13 protein-coding genes are annotated in these 14143 nt (G+C 73.1%); 7 read left to right on the top strand and 6 right to left on the bottom strand.

Annotated elements, in window-relative coordinates:
- Window positions 1-68 precede the first annotated feature (68 nt).
- Window positions 69-1604, top strand: coding sequence for a S8 family peptidase (locus ACIGYR_RS13410; RefSeq protein ID WP_399595045.1), 1536 nt, complete (start codon window positions 69-71; stop codon window positions 1602-1604).
- A 62-nt stretch (window positions 1605-1666) separates the two neighbouring features.
- Window positions 1667-3046 (top strand): CoA transferase, encoded by a 1380-nt coding sequence (locus tag ACIGYR_RS13405; RefSeq protein ID WP_399595047.1) that lies wholly within the window; start codon window positions 1667-1669, stop codon window positions 3044-3046.
- An 8-nt stretch (window positions 3047-3054) separates the two neighbouring features.
- Here ACIGYR_RS13405 and ACIGYR_RS13400 read toward each other — a convergent pair whose 3' ends face one another.
- The 6 genes from ACIGYR_RS13400 to ACIGYR_RS13375 form a co-directional block, all read right to left on the bottom strand.
- Window positions 3055-4110, bottom strand: coding sequence for a zinc-dependent alcohol dehydrogenase family protein (locus ACIGYR_RS13400; RefSeq protein WP_391839622.1), 1056 nt, complete (start codon window positions 4108-4110; stop codon window positions 3055-3057).
- A gap of 120 nt (window positions 4111-4230) precedes the next feature.
- Entirely contained in the window at window positions 4231-4941 is a 711-nt protein-coding gene (locus tag ACIGYR_RS13395) for a VIT family protein (RefSeq protein WP_391839620.1), read from the bottom strand.
- Between the two features lie 79 nt (window positions 4942-5020).
- Window positions 5021-6247: an amidohydrolase family protein gene (locus ACIGYR_RS13390; protein WP_399595050.1), complete on the bottom strand. Its 1227-nt coding sequence runs from the start codon at window positions 6245-6247 to the stop codon at window positions 5021-5023.
- Window positions 6244-7554, bottom strand: coding sequence for an amidohydrolase family protein (locus ACIGYR_RS13385; protein ID WP_399596489.1), 1311 nt, complete (start codon window positions 7552-7554; stop codon window positions 6244-6246). The genes ACIGYR_RS13390 and ACIGYR_RS13385 overlap by 4 nt, the downstream gene beginning before the upstream one ends.
- 25 nt (window positions 7555-7579) lie before the next feature.
- Window positions 7580-8464 carry an SDR family NAD(P)-dependent oxidoreductase gene (locus ACIGYR_RS13380; RefSeq protein ID WP_399595052.1) on the bottom strand — a complete coding sequence of 295 codons (885 nt, stop codon included), beginning with the start codon at window positions 8462-8464 and terminating at the stop codon, window positions 7580-7582.
- A complete protein-coding gene (locus ACIGYR_RS13375; protein WP_399595055.1) occupies window positions 8464-9261 on the bottom strand; it encodes an acetoacetate decarboxylase family protein in 798 nt (265 codons plus the stop codon). The genes ACIGYR_RS13380 and ACIGYR_RS13375 overlap by 1 nt, the downstream gene beginning before the upstream one ends.
- Before the next feature lie 102 nt (window positions 9262-9363).
- On the opposite strand from ACIGYR_RS13375, the gene ACIGYR_RS13370 reads away from it, so the two are divergent.
- From ACIGYR_RS13370 to ACIGYR_RS13350, 5 genes are all read left to right on the top strand, one after another.
- Window positions 9364-10089 (top strand): TetR/AcrR family transcriptional regulator, encoded by a 726-nt coding sequence (locus tag ACIGYR_RS13370; protein WP_399595058.1) that lies wholly within the window; start codon window positions 9364-9366, stop codon window positions 10087-10089.
- A 40-nt stretch (window positions 10090-10129) separates the two neighbouring features.
- Window positions 10130-11113 (top strand): DEDDh family exonuclease, encoded by a 984-nt coding sequence (locus ACIGYR_RS13365; protein ID WP_391839611.1) that lies wholly within the window; start codon window positions 10130-10132, stop codon window positions 11111-11113.
- 79 nt (window positions 11114-11192) lie between these two features.
- A complete protein-coding gene (locus ACIGYR_RS13360; protein WP_391839609.1) occupies window positions 11193-11426 on the top strand; it encodes a hypothetical protein in 234 nt (77 codons plus the stop codon).
- 16 nt (window positions 11427-11442) lie between these two features.
- The gene (locus ACIGYR_RS13355) at window positions 11443-12273 is read left to right on the top strand and encodes an SURF1 family protein (protein ID WP_399595062.1); all 831 of its coding nucleotides are present in this window, start codon (window positions 11443-11445) and stop codon (window positions 12271-12273) included.
- An 84-nt stretch (window positions 12274-12357) separates the two neighbouring features.
- Complete coding sequence (locus ACIGYR_RS13350) at window positions 12358-14142, top strand: glycoside hydrolase family 15 protein (RefSeq protein ID WP_399595066.1); 1785 nt, start codon at window positions 12358-12360, stop codon at window positions 14140-14142.
- Window position 14143 lies beyond the last annotated feature (1 nt).

Raw genomic sequence — 14143 nt, 5'->3', positions numbered from 1 at the left:
CGTCATGTACCTGCCCGAGCACCACCTGTGCCTCGGGCGGTTCCGTATCCGGATGATGTGGAGATCCCATGGCTCATCTGCGCTCCAGACGCCGACTCGCGCTCGCCGTGCCGGTCGCGCTGTCGCTGACCGCCACACTCGGTTTCCTTCCGTCGGCGGCCTCGGCGGCGACCCCGGCGGCCACGGCGGACACGGCGGCGCGGGCGGCGGACGGCCCCGGCCTCGCGTACGTGGTCAACACCAGGACGGACCCGCGCACGATCGAGTCGGTGCAGCGGGCGATCGCGGACAACGGCGGTAGCGTCGTGGCGAGTTACGACCGGATCGGGGTGATCGTCGTCCACTCCGCGAACCCCGGCTTCGGCGCGCGGATGCGTGCGGTACGCGGCGTGCAGTCGGCGGGCGCCACGCGCACCGCTCCGCTGACGGCGGCGGGCACGACGGACGCGGGTGCGGTGCAGGTCCTGTCGAAGGCGGAGGCCGCGAAGGTCGCCCGGGGGGCGACGGCGGGCCAGGAGCCGCTGGAGGCCGACCAGTGGGATCTGCGGGCGATCGGTGCCGACAAGGCCGCGGCGATCGACCCGGGCAGCCGAAGCGTCACCGTCGGCGTCATCGACACGGGCGTGGACGACACCCACCCGGACATCGCCCCGAACTTCTCGGCGTCGCAGTCCGCGAGCTGCGTGAGCGGCAAGGCGGACACGACGTACGGCGCGTGGCGGCCGGCGGACGCCGACCACTACCACGGCACCCATGTGGCGGGCGAGATAGCCGCGGCCCGCAACGGCATAGGTGTGGCGGGTGTGGCGCCGGGCGTCAAGGTCGCGAGCATCACCGTGGCCCAGCCGGACTCGACCTCGCTGTTCTACCCGGAAAGCGTGGTCTGTGCCTTCGTGTTCGCCGCCGACCACGGCATCGAGATCACCAACAACAGCTACTACGTTGATCCGTGGCTGTACAACTGCATGGACGACCCCGATCAACGCGCCATCGTCGACGCGGTCAACAGGGCCCAGCTGTACGCCCAGCACAAGGGCACGCTCAACGTCGCCTCGGCGGGCAACTCCAACGACGACCTGGACGCCGACGCGCTCACGGACGACTCCAGCCCCGACGACTCGACGCCCGGGACCCGCACGGTCGACCCGCACGAGTGCTTCGACGTGCCGACCCAGCTGCCGGGCGTGGTCACCGTGAGCGCGGTGGGCGTGCAGGGCGCCAAGGCGTACTACTCCAGCTACGGCCGGGGCGTGGTCGACGTGGCGGGGCCGGGCGGCGACAGGTTCCAGATCCCGGACACGCCGTCGAAGAACGGCCGCATCCTGTCGACGCTGCCGAACGACCAGTACGGCTTCCTGCAGGGCACCTCGATGGCCTCTCCGCACGTCGCGGCGGTGGCCGCGCTGCTGAAGTCGGCCCACCGGCACGCCACTCCGGCCCAGCTCCAGGCGCTGCTGAAGGCGGAGGCGGACAACCCGGGCTGCCCGGCCGAGCCGTACGACGGTGACGGCGACGGGGTGGTGGACGCGACCTGCGTCGGCGGCAAGCGGGTCAACGGCTTCTACGGTTTCGGTGTCGTCAACGCCCTGCGCGCGGTCAAGTAGCGGGTCGACGCTTCACTATGCAGTATTGAACATTGATTGAATCAATACTGCATAGTGAAGTAATGACTTCGATCAATGATGCCTGGCGGGCCGTGGGCGGGGAGCCCGGTCTGCTGTCGCGTGTGTCGGCCGTCGTACGCCGGGACGCTCTCGACGCGCGGCTGCCGGTACGGGACCTGGCACGCGCGTGTGTGGGGGCGTGCGCGCTGGCAGCCGCCGAGCTGGGGGCACGGCGGGCCGGGCTCGCCGAAGCGCCGGCGGTCACCGTGGACGACGGCGCGGTGGCCGCGGCCTTCCGCAGCGAGCGGCTCCTCCAGGTCGACGGCCGGGCGCCGGACGTCTTCGCGCCGCTGTCACGGTTCTGGCGCACGGCCGACGGCTGGGTGCGCACCCATGCCAACTACCCGCACCACCGGGCCCGCCTGCTGGGAGCGGTGGGTCTGCCGCAGGACGCCTCGGTGGAGCAGGTCGCCGACCGGCTCGCCGAACACTCCGCCCTGGAGACCGAGGAGACCGTGTACAGCGCCGGCGGCCTCGCCGTGGCCCTGCGCACACCCGAGGAGTGGCAGGCGCACGAGCAGGCGGCCGAGGTGGCGGCGCGCCCGCTGGTCGAGCGGGAGCGGCTGGACGCGGCACCCGCGCGCGTGCTCCCTCCGCTCGATCCGGGTGCCGCGGTCCTGCTGCCCGCCGCCGGGCTGCGCGTGCTGGACCTGACCCGGGTCCTGGCGGGCCCCGTCGCCACCCGCACCCTCGCCCTGCTGGGCGCGGACGTGCTGCGGGTGGACGCGCCGGGGCTGCCGGAACTGCCGGACCAGCACGCCGACACGGGCTTCGGCAAGCGGTCCGCCACGCTCGACCTGGGCGCCGACCCGGATGCCTTCGAGGAGCTGCTGAGCACGGCCGACGTCGTGGTGAACGGGTACCGGCCGGGCGCCCTCGACCGGTTCGGGCTCTCCCCCAAGGCGCTGGCCGCACGGCGCCCCGGCCTGGTCGTGGCGCAGGTGTCGGCGTGGGGCGCGTACGGGCCGTGGGGCGGGCGGCGCGGCTTCGACAGCCTGGTGCAGGCCGCCACCGGCATCGCGGTGACCGAGGGCGCGGCCGGGGAGCCGGGCGCGCTGCCCGCGCAGGCCCTGGACCACGGCACCGGCTATCTGCTGGCGGCGGCCGTGCTGCGGGCGCTGACCGAGCAGTCGTCCGAGGGCGGGAGCCGGCTGGTCCGGCTGGCGCTGGCCCGGACCGCCCGCTGGCTGACGGCCGGTATCGTCCCCTCGGCCGCGGCCGAGGGGGCGCCGTACCCGGGTCCGGACGTCTGGCTGGCCGAGACGGACGGTCCCCTCGGCCGCCTGCGGCACGCCCGCCCGGCCGTGTCCTTCGGCGGCGGCCCCACCGGCTGGGAGCGGCCTCCGGTGCCGTGGGGCTCGGACCCGGCGACATGGCGGTGACGGCCGGTTCAGCCGTTGCCGCCGTTGGTCACCAGCACCTTGAGCGCCGTGCGCTCGTCCATGGCCCGGTAGCCGGCCGGGACGCCCTCGATGTCGACGGTCATGTCGAACACCGAAGAGGGGTCGATCGTGCCGTCGAGGACGTCGGGCAGCAGCTCGGGGATGTAGGCGCGAACCGGCGCGACGCCGCCGCGCAGGGCGATGTTGCGGTCGAACATGACGCCGAGGTCCAGGCCGGTGCCGCTGCCGTGGGGGACGCCCACGAAGCCGATGGCGCCGCCGTCGCGGGTGATGTTGACGGCCGTCCGCATGGACTGCTCGGTGCCGACCGCCTCCACGACGGCGTGCGCACCCTGCCCGCGGGTCAGTTCGCGGACGGCCTCGACGGCCGCCTCCCCGCGCTCTGCGACGACGTCGGTGGCACCGAACCGGCGCGCGATGTCGGTACGCACCTCGTGCCGGCCCAGCGCGATGATCCGCTCGGCGCCGAGCCGCTTGGCGGCCAGGACCGCGCACAGGCCGACCGCGCCGTCACCGACGACCGCGACCGTGGCGCCGGGCCGGGCACCCGCGCCGAGGGCGGCGTGATGGCCGGTGCCGAGGACGTCGGACAGGGTCAGCAGGGCGGACAGCAGGCGGTCGTCGGAGGCCGCGTCCTTGGGCAGCCGCACCAGGGTGCCGTCGGCGAACGGCACGCGGACGGCCTCACCCTGGCCGCCGTCGTAGCCGACGGAGCCCCAGAAGCCGCCGTGCTCGCAGGACGTGTTCAGGCCCTCGCGGCAGTAGTCGCAGACACCGTCGGACCACATGAAGGGCGCGACCACCAGGTCGCCGCGCCGGACGCTGCTCACCTCGGAGCCGGTCTCCTCCACGACGCCGAGGAATTCGTGCCCGATGCGCTGCCCCGGCTGCCGGGCCGCCTCACCACGGTAGGCCCACAGGTCGCTGCCGCAGATGCAGGCCCGCAGGACCCGCACGACGGCATCGGTGGGCAACTGCACCACGGGCTCGGGTACGTCCTCCACGCGCATGTCGTACGGGGCGTGGATGGTGGTGGCGCGCATGGCGGGAGTCCTTCTCGTGCGGGGTTGTGCGAGGTCGTGCGGTGCGCTCAGGGGTGTCGAGCGCACTTCACGGTACGCCGCGGCCGTCGCGGTCCCCGCGGCCAGGGGGCCACGTGGCGGTCACACCCCGGCCGCCCCCAGCAGGCTTCCCGCCCCGTAGGTGACCGCCATCGCCAGCGCCCCGCCCGCCACATTGCGCAGTACGGCCCGCTTCGGGTCCGCCGCGCCGAGGCGGGCGCTGGTCCAGCCGGTGACGACGAGGGCGGCGAGGACCGAGACGACGGTGACGGGCACGCGCAGGCCGGCCGGCGGGAGGACGACGGCCAGCAGGGGAAGCAGCGCGCCCGCGGTGAAGGCCAGGAAGCTCGCCCAGGCCGCGTGCCAGGGGTTGGTCAACTCGTCCGGGTCGATGCCCAGCTCCACGCGCGCGTGGGCCCTCAGCGCGTCCCGCGCGGTGAGCTGTTCGGCGGCCTCGCGGGCCACCTCGGGAGACAGGCCGCGCGCCGCCAGCAGTTCGGCCAGCTCCCGTAGTTCGGCCTCCGGCTGCTCGCGCAGTTCCCGTCTCTCCACGGCCAGCGCCGCCCGCTCGGAGTCGCGCTGGGTGGAGACGGAGACGTATTCGCCGGCCGCCATGGACATCGATCCGGCGAGCAGTCCGGCCAGGCCCGCGGTGAGCAGGGCGGCCCGGCTCCCGGTCGCGCCGGCCACGCCGACGACCAGTCCCGCGGTGGAGACGATGCCGTCGTTCGCGCCCAGCACGGCCGCCCGGAGCCAGTTGAGCCGGGAGCCGAGCGCGCCGCCGTGGGGCTCGTCGTGGGTGGGTTCCGTCACAGCAGGGAGGATCCCACCCCGGCGGCCGCCCCCGCCGCATGGACACCGGGGCCGGGTGTCACCACATCCGGACCGGCTGTCACCACACCCGGACCGACGCTCCCCGCGCGAACACCGGGCTGGTCGCGTCGGCGGGTGGTTCCGTCAAGGGCTCGGCGATCTCCGCCACCGTGGGCCCGACCTTCGCCGCGACGGTGTCCAGGAGGGCGAGGTCGAAGCCGTAGACCCGGGCGGCGTTGCCCCCGACCATGGCGGCGACCTCCTCGCGCGGGACGCCCGCGTAGGCGAACCTGAGGGCCTCGCGGGTGTAGGGGTGGGTGCCCTCGTCGTGCGGGTAGTCGCTCCCCCACATGATCTTGTCGACGCCGATGCGGTCCCGCAGCGGCACCTCGTGGGGGCGCATGAAGCTGGCGCCGACGTAGCAGTTGTCCCGCCAGACGCGGGAGGGTGCCTCGCCCATGCCCTCGGCCAGGCCGGCGCCGAACTTCGCTTCCGCGGTGTCGCCCCGCGCGGCCGTGGCGACCAGACGGCCGTGGTAGTAGTCCAGCATGTCCAGGACCCCGGGGATCCAGCCGGAGCCCTGCTCGGTCAGGACCAGCCTCAGGTCCGGATGGCGGCGGAAGGCACCGCCGAAGACCAGGTGCCACAGGGCCCGGTGGGAGAACCAGGTCGTCTCCACCATGAACACCGCGCGGGCGGCGGGTTCCTCGCCGAGCGGCGGGGACGCCGAGCCGGCGTGGTGGTTGACGGGGAGGCCGAGTTCCGCGCAGGCGGCCCAGATCGGGTCGTACGTCCGCGAGTACAGCTCCGGCAGGCCGGAGCCGGGCGGGGTGCCGGGCAGCATCAGGCCGCCCCGCAGGCCGGCCGCGGCGGCCCACCGGATCTCCTTGACGGCCTCCTCGACGTCCCCGAGGAGGATCTGGAAGACGCCGGCCCGGCGGCCCGGAGCGGCCGCGCAGAAGTCCGCGAGCCAGCGGTTGTGGGCGCGCAGGCCCGCCCAGCGCCGCTCGAAGTCCTCGGCGTTCGGCGGCGGGGCCATGAGCGAGCCGGACGGGAAGAACGGCGGGATGGTGTTCGGGAAGATCACCTCACCGACGATTCCGTCCGCCTCCGTCTCCGCCAGGCGCCGCTCGGAGTTCCAGTTCCGGTCGGCGGCGTCGGCGAGGAGGTCCTCGTAGGGGTTGACGTAGGTGGCGGCCCAGACGTCGAAGTCGTCGTGGTGGCGCTCGGCCAGGTACGGCTTGTAGTCGAGCAGGTCGGCACCGGCGTGGCAGTCGGCCGAGATCACCGTGTAGCGGTCCGTCATCGGGTCACCTCCGGGAGGGTGACGTCCCGGTCGGGTCCCACGAGCGGGAAGTCGCCGCCCGTCAGCCAGTGCCGGCCGCTCTCGCGCGAGCGTGCCCAGGACGCCTCCACGGCCGCCTGGTCGGCGCTCTGGCCGAGGTCGGCGGGGGTGGGGCCGATGCGGCGGGCCAGGGGGCTCAGCTTCTCGGCGTCGAAGCCGAAGACGTCGGCCGCGGCGAGGCCCAGCATGCGGCGGGTCTCGGCGACCGGGATGTCGTGGAAGGTACGGCGCAGCCAGGCGCGCGTGTCGGGCCAGGTGCCCTCGGGGTGCGGGAAGTCGCTGCCCCACAGGATGTTGTCGACGCCGATCTCGTAGCGCTGGGCCAGTTCCCGTCGCTTGGTGTTGGTGGCGCAGACGAAGATCTGCCGGTCCAGGTACTCGTGCGGCGGGCGCTTGAGCTCCTCGAACGGGGAGAGCTTCTTGCCGCCGTGGGCGCCGAGGTAGAGGCGGTCCATGAACCACAGCAGGTTCGGCAGCCACCAGCAGCCCGACTCGGCGATGCCGAAACGCAGGCCCGGGTGACGTTCGAAGACGCCGGACCAGAGCAGGAACCACAGCGGGCGGGCCGGCCACCAGGTGACCTCGGAGACGTAGATGCCGAGGTGGTCGCCGTACTCGTGGCGCGGGGCGGCGCCGGAGTGGGTGAGCACCGGCATGCCGCACTCGGCCGCCGCCGCCCACACCGGGTCGTAGCGGCGGTCGTGGTACGGCTCCTGCCCGGCCCACATCGCCGGGATCATCAGGGCGCCGAGGCCGGACTCCTTCGCCCGGCGGATCTCGGCGACGACCCGGCCGACGGGGGCCGTCACGGGCAGCAGGGCGACTCCGCAGTGCCGTTCGGGACGCTCGGACACGAACTCCGCCAGCCAGCGGTTGTGCGCCTGCGCGCCCGCCATCCCCAGTTCGGGGTCCTGGTCGCCGGACAGGCCGAGGCCCACGCCGAAGGGGGCGGCGGTCCGGCTGTCCACGGCGTCGGCGTCCGGGAAGACGACCTCGGCGGCCACCCCGTCGCCGTCCAGCTCCTTCAGGCGCCGCGCGGTGTCCCAGCCGCCGCGCAGGCCCTCCTCGTTCTCGCGGAACCACCGGTCGGCGAACGCCTCGTTGCGGATGCCGAGCCGGGTCATCTCCTCGCGGCGCCGGTCGCGGCCCGCGAGGAATTCGTCGAAGTCCCGGTGGAAACGGGACTCCAGGTAGGGCCGGTACCGCTCGGTGGGCAGGCCGGCATGGCAGTCGGAGGAGATGATCAGGTACGGGTCCTGGCCGGACACGACGTCGGTCACGGCAGCCTCCCGGTCAGTCGAGTACGAAGCGTTCGAGGTACGACGGGTTGGCGCGCTCCAGCATCGACCTGGACCGCGCGCGGATCTGCGCGTCACTGTGCTCGCTCGCCGGCAGCAGCCAGAAGCGGTCCTCCCGGATGCCGTCCACGACGAGGTCGGCGACGTCCTCGACGGGTGTGAAGCGGACTTCCTGGCCGGCCGCGCGCATCGCGGCCTCCCACTGGTCGAGGCTGCGGTAGGGGGTCCTGCGCGGGCGTTGCTTGGCGTAGCGGGCGGGGCGGTTGCGGTGCGACTCCCACAGGCCGGTGCGCAGCATGTGCGGGCCCGGGAAGAGGACGGAGGCGCCCACGCGCGCGTGTTCCGCCTTGAGGTGGGCGTAGAGGGACTCGGTCAGGGTGACGACGGCCGCCTTGGTGACCGCGTACACGGAGGCGGTCGGGAGCGGTGCGACACCGCCGTCGGTGGAGGATGTATTGACCACGTGACCGGGTTGACCCGACTGGATCATCCTGGGCACGAACGCCTGGACGCCGTGGAAGACGCCCCACACGTTGACGGCGAGGGCCCACTTCCAGTCGTTCGGGTCGTGTTCCCACATACGGCCCTCGGCGCCGGAGCCGACGCCCGCGTTGTTGCACAGGACGTGCACGGCGCCGTAGGTGTCGTACGCCGCCTCGGCCAGTGCCATGACCTGGTCGCGCTCGCCGACGTCGACCACGCGCGCGTGGACGTCGGCGCCCTCGGCGCGCAGGCCGGACGCGGCCTTGTCCAGAGCGGTCTCCTCGACGTCCGCGAGGACGACCTTCAGGCCGTCGGCCGCGAACCGCCGGGCCATGGCCAGCCCGATCCCGCTCGCCGCTCCGGTGACGACGGCGACCTGTCCGGCCCGCAGTTCCATCACGCACTCCCCTCGGGCGGCCCGTCATGGACCTGGAGCGGGTCGTCGTAGCGCTGGTGGACGTAGGGCAGCAGTGCCTGCGCGTCGACCCGTTCGGCCACCCGGCCGCTCTGGTCGCTGGTCTTCTCGCCCATGGTGATCTCCAGGAGGCGCAGCACCGGGAGGTCGGCGACGGGGTCGTACAGGGACTCGCGGAGCACCACGTCCCCGGTGACCCGTTCCAGCCGGCGCACCTTCTCGTTCCGCACGCAGTGCACGAGCACGGGATCGCCGTCGAAGCCGGAACCGTCCACCGCGGGCAGGAACTTGAAGTAGAAGTCGGTCCTGCGCGCGGGCGCGGGCGCGGGCAGCGGACCGCTCACCGCTCCGCGGACCTCCACGAAGGCGATGCCGTGCCGCGCCATCGACGCCCGTACGACGAGGCCGTCGCGCTCTACGGTGACCTCCCCGAGCTTCTTGGGCTCCCCGAAGACCTCACGGCCGCCGGTGAGGGCGCGCTCGTGGGTCATCGGCATCACGAGCGGGTACCAGCCGTCGACCTCGCCGTGGGCTGCGGCGACCGCGAGGGAGCCCGCGCCGAGTGGATATCCGGACAGGTCGACCCTGCTGACGGTGGCCCGCACCAGGGGCCGTCCGGTGGGCTTCAGCGGGGGCGGCAGCACCGCCGCGACCGCGTCCGGGTCGGTCTCCCAGACGGCCACCACACCGGTGGACCAGATGGCGGGGAGCCGTGCGCTCGCGGTGCGCGTGGCGGTGATCTCCCGCTCGGTCCGTGCGCCGTACCGTACGCGTGCCATGGCCGCACCACCCCTTCTCCTGACGGTCCGTCACCTGTAACACAGTTACAGCAGACCGGTCGCCGGGTAAATACGCGTGCACGGAACGGAGTCGGGAGGATCATGGCGAGCGGGGCGAGGAGCGCGCTGACCCGGGAGGCGGTGCTGGAGGCCGCGGCGGCGCTGGTGCGGCGGCGCGGCCCGGACGCGCTGACGATGCGCGGCCTCGCCGCCGAGCTGGACACGGCGGTGACGTCGATCTACTGGCACGTCGGAGGCCGCGAGGCGCTGCTCGACGCGCTCGTGGAACGGACCGTGGCCGGCCTCGGCGAGATCCGCCCGGCCGGTCGCACCCCGGAGCAGCGCGTGCTGTCGGTCGCGCGCGCCCTGCGGCGCGAGCTGCGCGACCATCCGCATCTGGTGGCCCTGGTGCACGAGCGCGGTCTGACCGAGCGGATGTTCCTGCCCGCCCAGCGGGTCCTGGTGCGCGAGGCGCACGCGGCGGGGCTGCGCGGGGCCCGGGCCGCCGAGTTCGTCCGGGCCGTGCAGTTCCAGGTCGTCGGGCATGTGCTGGTCGAGCGCAACCGCGAACGGGCCCCGGCGCAGCGCCCCGGCGAGCAGGAACTGTGGCGCGCCGGGAGCGCCGGGGACGATCGCGCCCTGGCCCGGGCGCTGTCCCGCCCGGTCGACACGGAACGGCTGTTCGTGACGGCCGTACGAGCGCTGGTGCGGTCCCTGCTGGCGTCGCACGCAGAAGGACAGGCGCGCCCACCCCGTCTTGTGCGCGTACGCGCAGTTGCGCGGTGCCCGAGCAGAGGGACGAGCCCGCGTCGCCCGGACGGGACCTGAGAGACCGCGCTGTCAGTCGTGGCCCGTATCCTCAGTGACCATGCTCGAAGACCGTGCGACCGCAGTGTCCTCCCCCACCCAGTGGCCGGCCGTGTATCCGAAGGGATACGCGGTCGTTGACGTGGAGACCACCGGCCTGGCCCGGGACGACCGGATCATCTCCGCGGCCGTCTACCGGCTGGACGCGCGCGGCGAGGTCGAGGACCACTGGTACACGCTGGTCAACCCGGAGCGCGATCCGGGTCCGGTGTGGATACACGGTCTGACGAGCGAGGTACTCGACGGCGCACCGTTGTTCGGGGACGTGGCCGAGGAGTTCGCGGCCCGCCTGGACGGCCGGGTGCTCGTCGCGCACAACGCCGTCTTCGACTGGCAGATGATCGCGCGGGAGTACGCGCGCGTGCGGCGCGAGGCGCCGGTGCGGCAGCGGCTGTGCACCATCGCCCTGTCGAAGGAGCTGGGGCTGCCGCTGCCCAACTTCAAGCTGGAGTCCCTGGCGGCGCACTTCGGGGTCGTACAGCAGCGGGCCCACCACGCGCTGGACGACGCGCGCGTGCTGGCGGAGGCGTTCCGGCCCAGTCTGCGGGCCGCGGCGGCGGGCGGCGTCCGACTGCCCCTGCTGGAGTGCCGCCCGCTGACGGAGTGGTCGGACCGGCCGGTGCCCCGGCAGTCGACGGGCGGCTACGACGGCTACCGGTCAGGCGGTTGGCGCCCCTCCCGCAAAAGACCCGCATGCCCCCATCCCAACCCTGGTCGCTACGAATACGGCAAACGACTCAAACAGGGCATGCGGGTGGCCTTCTCGGGTGACACGTCGACCGAGCGCGATCTGCTGGAGGACCGCGCCGTTCAGGCCGGGCTGCACGTCGCCACCAGCATCTCCCGGCTGACCAGCCTGCTGGTGACCAACGACCCCGAGTCGGGCACGTCGAAGACGGTCAAGGCCCGGCAGTTCGGCACGCCGATCGTGGACGAGGCCGCGTTCGGGCAGCTGCTCGGGGATGTCGAGCCCGCCGACGAGTGAGCGTACGAATGAGTGATTGACCCACGACTCACCCGGCGCCCGCTCGCCGTGGCCTCTCCGACGACCCACCCTGTGGCGCATGGCGAAATGTGAAGTCTGCGGCAACGACTACGGGATGTCCTTCGAGGTCCACGCGCAGGGCGCGGTCCATGTGTTCGACTGCTTCTCCTGTGCGATCCACCGTATGGCCCCCATCTGCGAGCACTGCCGAGTGCAGATCATCGGCCAGGGGGTGGAGGCCGACGGCAAGTGGTACTGCGGGGCCCACTGCGCCCGCGCCGAAGGCAAGACGGGCATCATCGACCGGGTGTGACCCGGTACCCGCCTGAATGCACCCCACGGCTCGGAGGTACCGTCGTGGGGTGCACCGCTACCGCTTCCTGTTGTCCCGCCAGTGGGTGATCCTCACACTCGTCGCGATCGCGCTGATCCCGACGATGATCAGGCTGGGCTTCTGGCAGCAGCACCGGTACGAGGAGCGCACCGCCCGCAACGACCTGGTCTCCGCCGCGCTGCACGCCGAGCCGGTCCCGGTCGAGCGGCTGACCTCCCCCGGTCACACCGTGACCCGCACCGAGAAGTACCGCGCGGTCACCGCGACCGGCACCTTCGACACCGCGAAGGAGGTCGTGGTCCGCCGCCGCACCAGCTCCGACGGCGAGGTCGGTTTCCACGTCCTGACCCCCTTCGTCCTCACGGACGGCAAGGTGCTGCTGGTCAACCGCGGCTGGATCCCCGCGAACGGCGCGCAGACCGCCTTCCCCGAGATCCCCGCGCCGCCGGCCGGCCGGACCACCGTCACCGGGCGGCTGATGGCCGACGAGACGACCGCGGCGAGCGGCATCAAGAACGTCAAGGGCCTCCCCGACCGGCAGATCATGCTGATCAACAGCGCGGAGGAGGCGCGGCGGCTGGGCGCGCGGGTGCTCGGCGGTTACATCCAGCAGACCGCGCCCACACCCAAGGGCGGCTCCCCGGAGCAGATCTCCGACCCGGGCAGCGAGGACGCCCCGCTGAACTACGCGTACATGATCCAGTGGTGGCTGTTCGCGGCGGCCGTTCCGGTCGGCTGGTGGTCCCTGGTCCGCCGGGAGATCCGGGACCGGGAGGAGGCCGCGGCGGCGCCGCAGCCGGAGGAGAGCGAGCCGGCCGCGGTCTGAGCGCGCTGCCCTCCCCCCGCGCACGGATCACTCCCCCGGCGGCCCACCTGATTGGCCCCCTGGTCCGGCGGGAAACCGCATTCCGTGAACGCGCGCATCGACGACTACGCCCTCATCGGGGACCAACAGACCGCGGGCCTGGTCGGCAAGGACGGCTCGATCGACTGGCTGTGCCTGCCGCGTTTCGACTCCGGTGCCTGCTTCGCGCGACTGCTGGGCGACGAGGACCACGGCCACTGGCGGATCGCGCCGAAAGGCGCCGACACCTGCACACGCCGCGCCTACCGGTCCGACACCCTCGTCCTCGACACCGAGTGGGAGACCGCCGACGGCGCGGTGCGGGTCACCGACCTGATGCCGCAGCGCGACCGTGCTCCCGACGTGGTGCGGATCGTGGAAGGCGTCAGCGGCCGGGTCACCGTCCGCAGCACCCTGCGCCTCCGCTTCGACTACGGCTCGGTCACCCCGTGGGTGCGCCGTTCGGACGGCCACCGGGTGGCCGTCGCGGGGCCGGACTCCGCCTGGCTGCGCGCCGAGCCGGTCGTGCACACCTGGGGCGAGGACTACGGCACCCACTCGGAGTTCACCGTCACCGAGGGCGACCGGGTCGCGTTCGTACTCACCTGGCATCCCTCGCACGAGAAGCGCCCGCCGCTCACGGACCCGTACGAGGCACTGGAGAGCAGCGTGAACGACTGGCGCCGCTGGGCCCGCCGGTGCCGGTACGACGGCCCGTACCGGGACGAGGTCGTCCGCTCCCTCATCACCCTCAAGGCCCTCACCTACGCCCCGACCGGCGGGATCGTCGCCGCGGCGACCACCTCGCTGCCCGAGAAGCCGGGCGGTGTGCGCAACTGGGACTACCGGTACTGCTGGCTGCGCGACTCCACCCTCACCCTCGGCGCGCTGCTCACCGCGGGCTACCACAAGGAGGCCGAGTCCTGGCGGAACTGGCTGCTGCGCGCGGTCGCCGGCAACCCGGCCGACCTCCAGATCATGTACGGCGTCGCGGGCGAGCGGCGGCTGCCGGAGGCGGAACTGCCGTGGCTGCCCGGCTTCGTCGGTTCCACCCCCGTACGCATCGGCAACAGCGCCGTCGACCAGCTCCAGCTGGACGTGTACGGCGAGGTGATGGACTCGCTGTCGCTGGCCCGCACGTCGGGCGTGCCGACCCGGCCGCACATGTGGGCGATGCAGCGCTCGCTGATGACGTTCCTGGAATCGGCGTGGCGGCAGCCGGACGAGGGCCTGTGGGAGGTGCGCGGCGGCCGGCGCCAGTTCGTGCACTCCAAGGTGATGGTGTGGGTGGCCGCCGACCGGGCCGTACGGACGCTGGAGCGGCACAAGGAGCTGGACGGCGATCTGGAGGGCTGGCGCCGACTGCGCGACGAGGTCCACCGGGAGGTCTGCGAGAAGGGGTACGACGCCGAGCGCAACACCTTCACCCAGTACTACGGCTCCCGCGAACTCGACGCGGCGCTGCTGCTGATCCCGCGCGTCGGGTTCCTGCCGCCGGACGACCCGCGGGTGATCGGCACGGTCGACGCGATCCGCGACGACCTGGGGCACGACGGTTACCTGCGCCGCTACGACACCGAGGACTCGTTGGTCGACGGGTTGCCGTGCGGTGAGGGCGCCTTCCTGGCGTGCTCCTTCTGGCTGGCCGACGCCCTGTATCTGACCGGTCGGACGAAGGAGGCCCGCGAGCTGTTCGACCGGCTGGTGGGCCTGTGCAACGACGTGGGCCTGCTGGCTGAGGAGTACGACCCCCTGGACGGTTGTCAGCTCGGCAACTTCCCGCAGGCGTTCAGTCATGTCGGCCTGGTGAACACCGCCCTGACGCTGTACGGGGACCACGAGGCAGGATAGG

Origin of the sequence: Streptomyces sp. NPDC053076, assembly GCF_044546845.1 — a bacterium.
In the GTDB taxonomy this organism is placed as follows: domain Bacteria; phylum Actinomycetota; class Actinomycetes; order Streptomycetales; family Streptomycetaceae; genus Streptomyces.
This window is presented reverse-complemented; position numbering and strand designations above follow the sequence as displayed.

Coding starts and splice junctions, on each gene's coding strand:
- ACIGYR_RS13410 (WP_399595045.1), top strand. CDS start 69: ATGGCTCATCTGCGCTCCAGACGCCGACTCGCGCTCGCCGTGCCGGTC.
- ACIGYR_RS13405 (WP_399595047.1), top strand. CDS start 1,667: ATGACTTCGATCAATGATGCCTGGCGGGCCGTGGGCGGGGAGCCCGGT.
- ACIGYR_RS13400 (WP_391839622.1), bottom strand. CDS start 4,110: ATGCGCGCCACCACCATCCACGCCCCGTACGACATGCGCGTGGAGGAC.
- ACIGYR_RS13390 (WP_399595050.1), bottom strand. CDS start 6,247: ATGACGGACCGCTACACGGTGATCTCGGCCGACTGCCACGCCGGTGCC.
- ACIGYR_RS13380 (WP_399595052.1), bottom strand. CDS start 8,464: ATGGAACTGCGGGCCGGACAGGTCGCCGTCGTCACCGGAGCGGCGAGC.
- ACIGYR_RS13375 (WP_399595055.1), bottom strand. CDS start 9,261: ATGGCACGCGTACGGTACGGCGCACGGACCGAGCGGGAGATCACCGCC.
- ACIGYR_RS13370 (WP_399595058.1), top strand. CDS start 9,364: ATGGCGAGCGGGGCGAGGAGCGCGCTGACCCGGGAGGCGGTGCTGGAG.
- ACIGYR_RS13365 (WP_391839611.1), top strand. CDS start 10,130: ATGCTCGAAGACCGTGCGACCGCAGTGTCCTCCCCCACCCAGTGGCCG.
- ACIGYR_RS13360 (WP_391839609.1), top strand. CDS start 11,193: ATGGCGAAATGTGAAGTCTGCGGCAACGACTACGGGATGTCCTTCGAG.
- ACIGYR_RS13355 (WP_399595062.1), top strand. CDS start 11,443: ATGCACCCCACGGCTCGGAGGTACCGTCGTGGGGTGCACCGCTACCGC.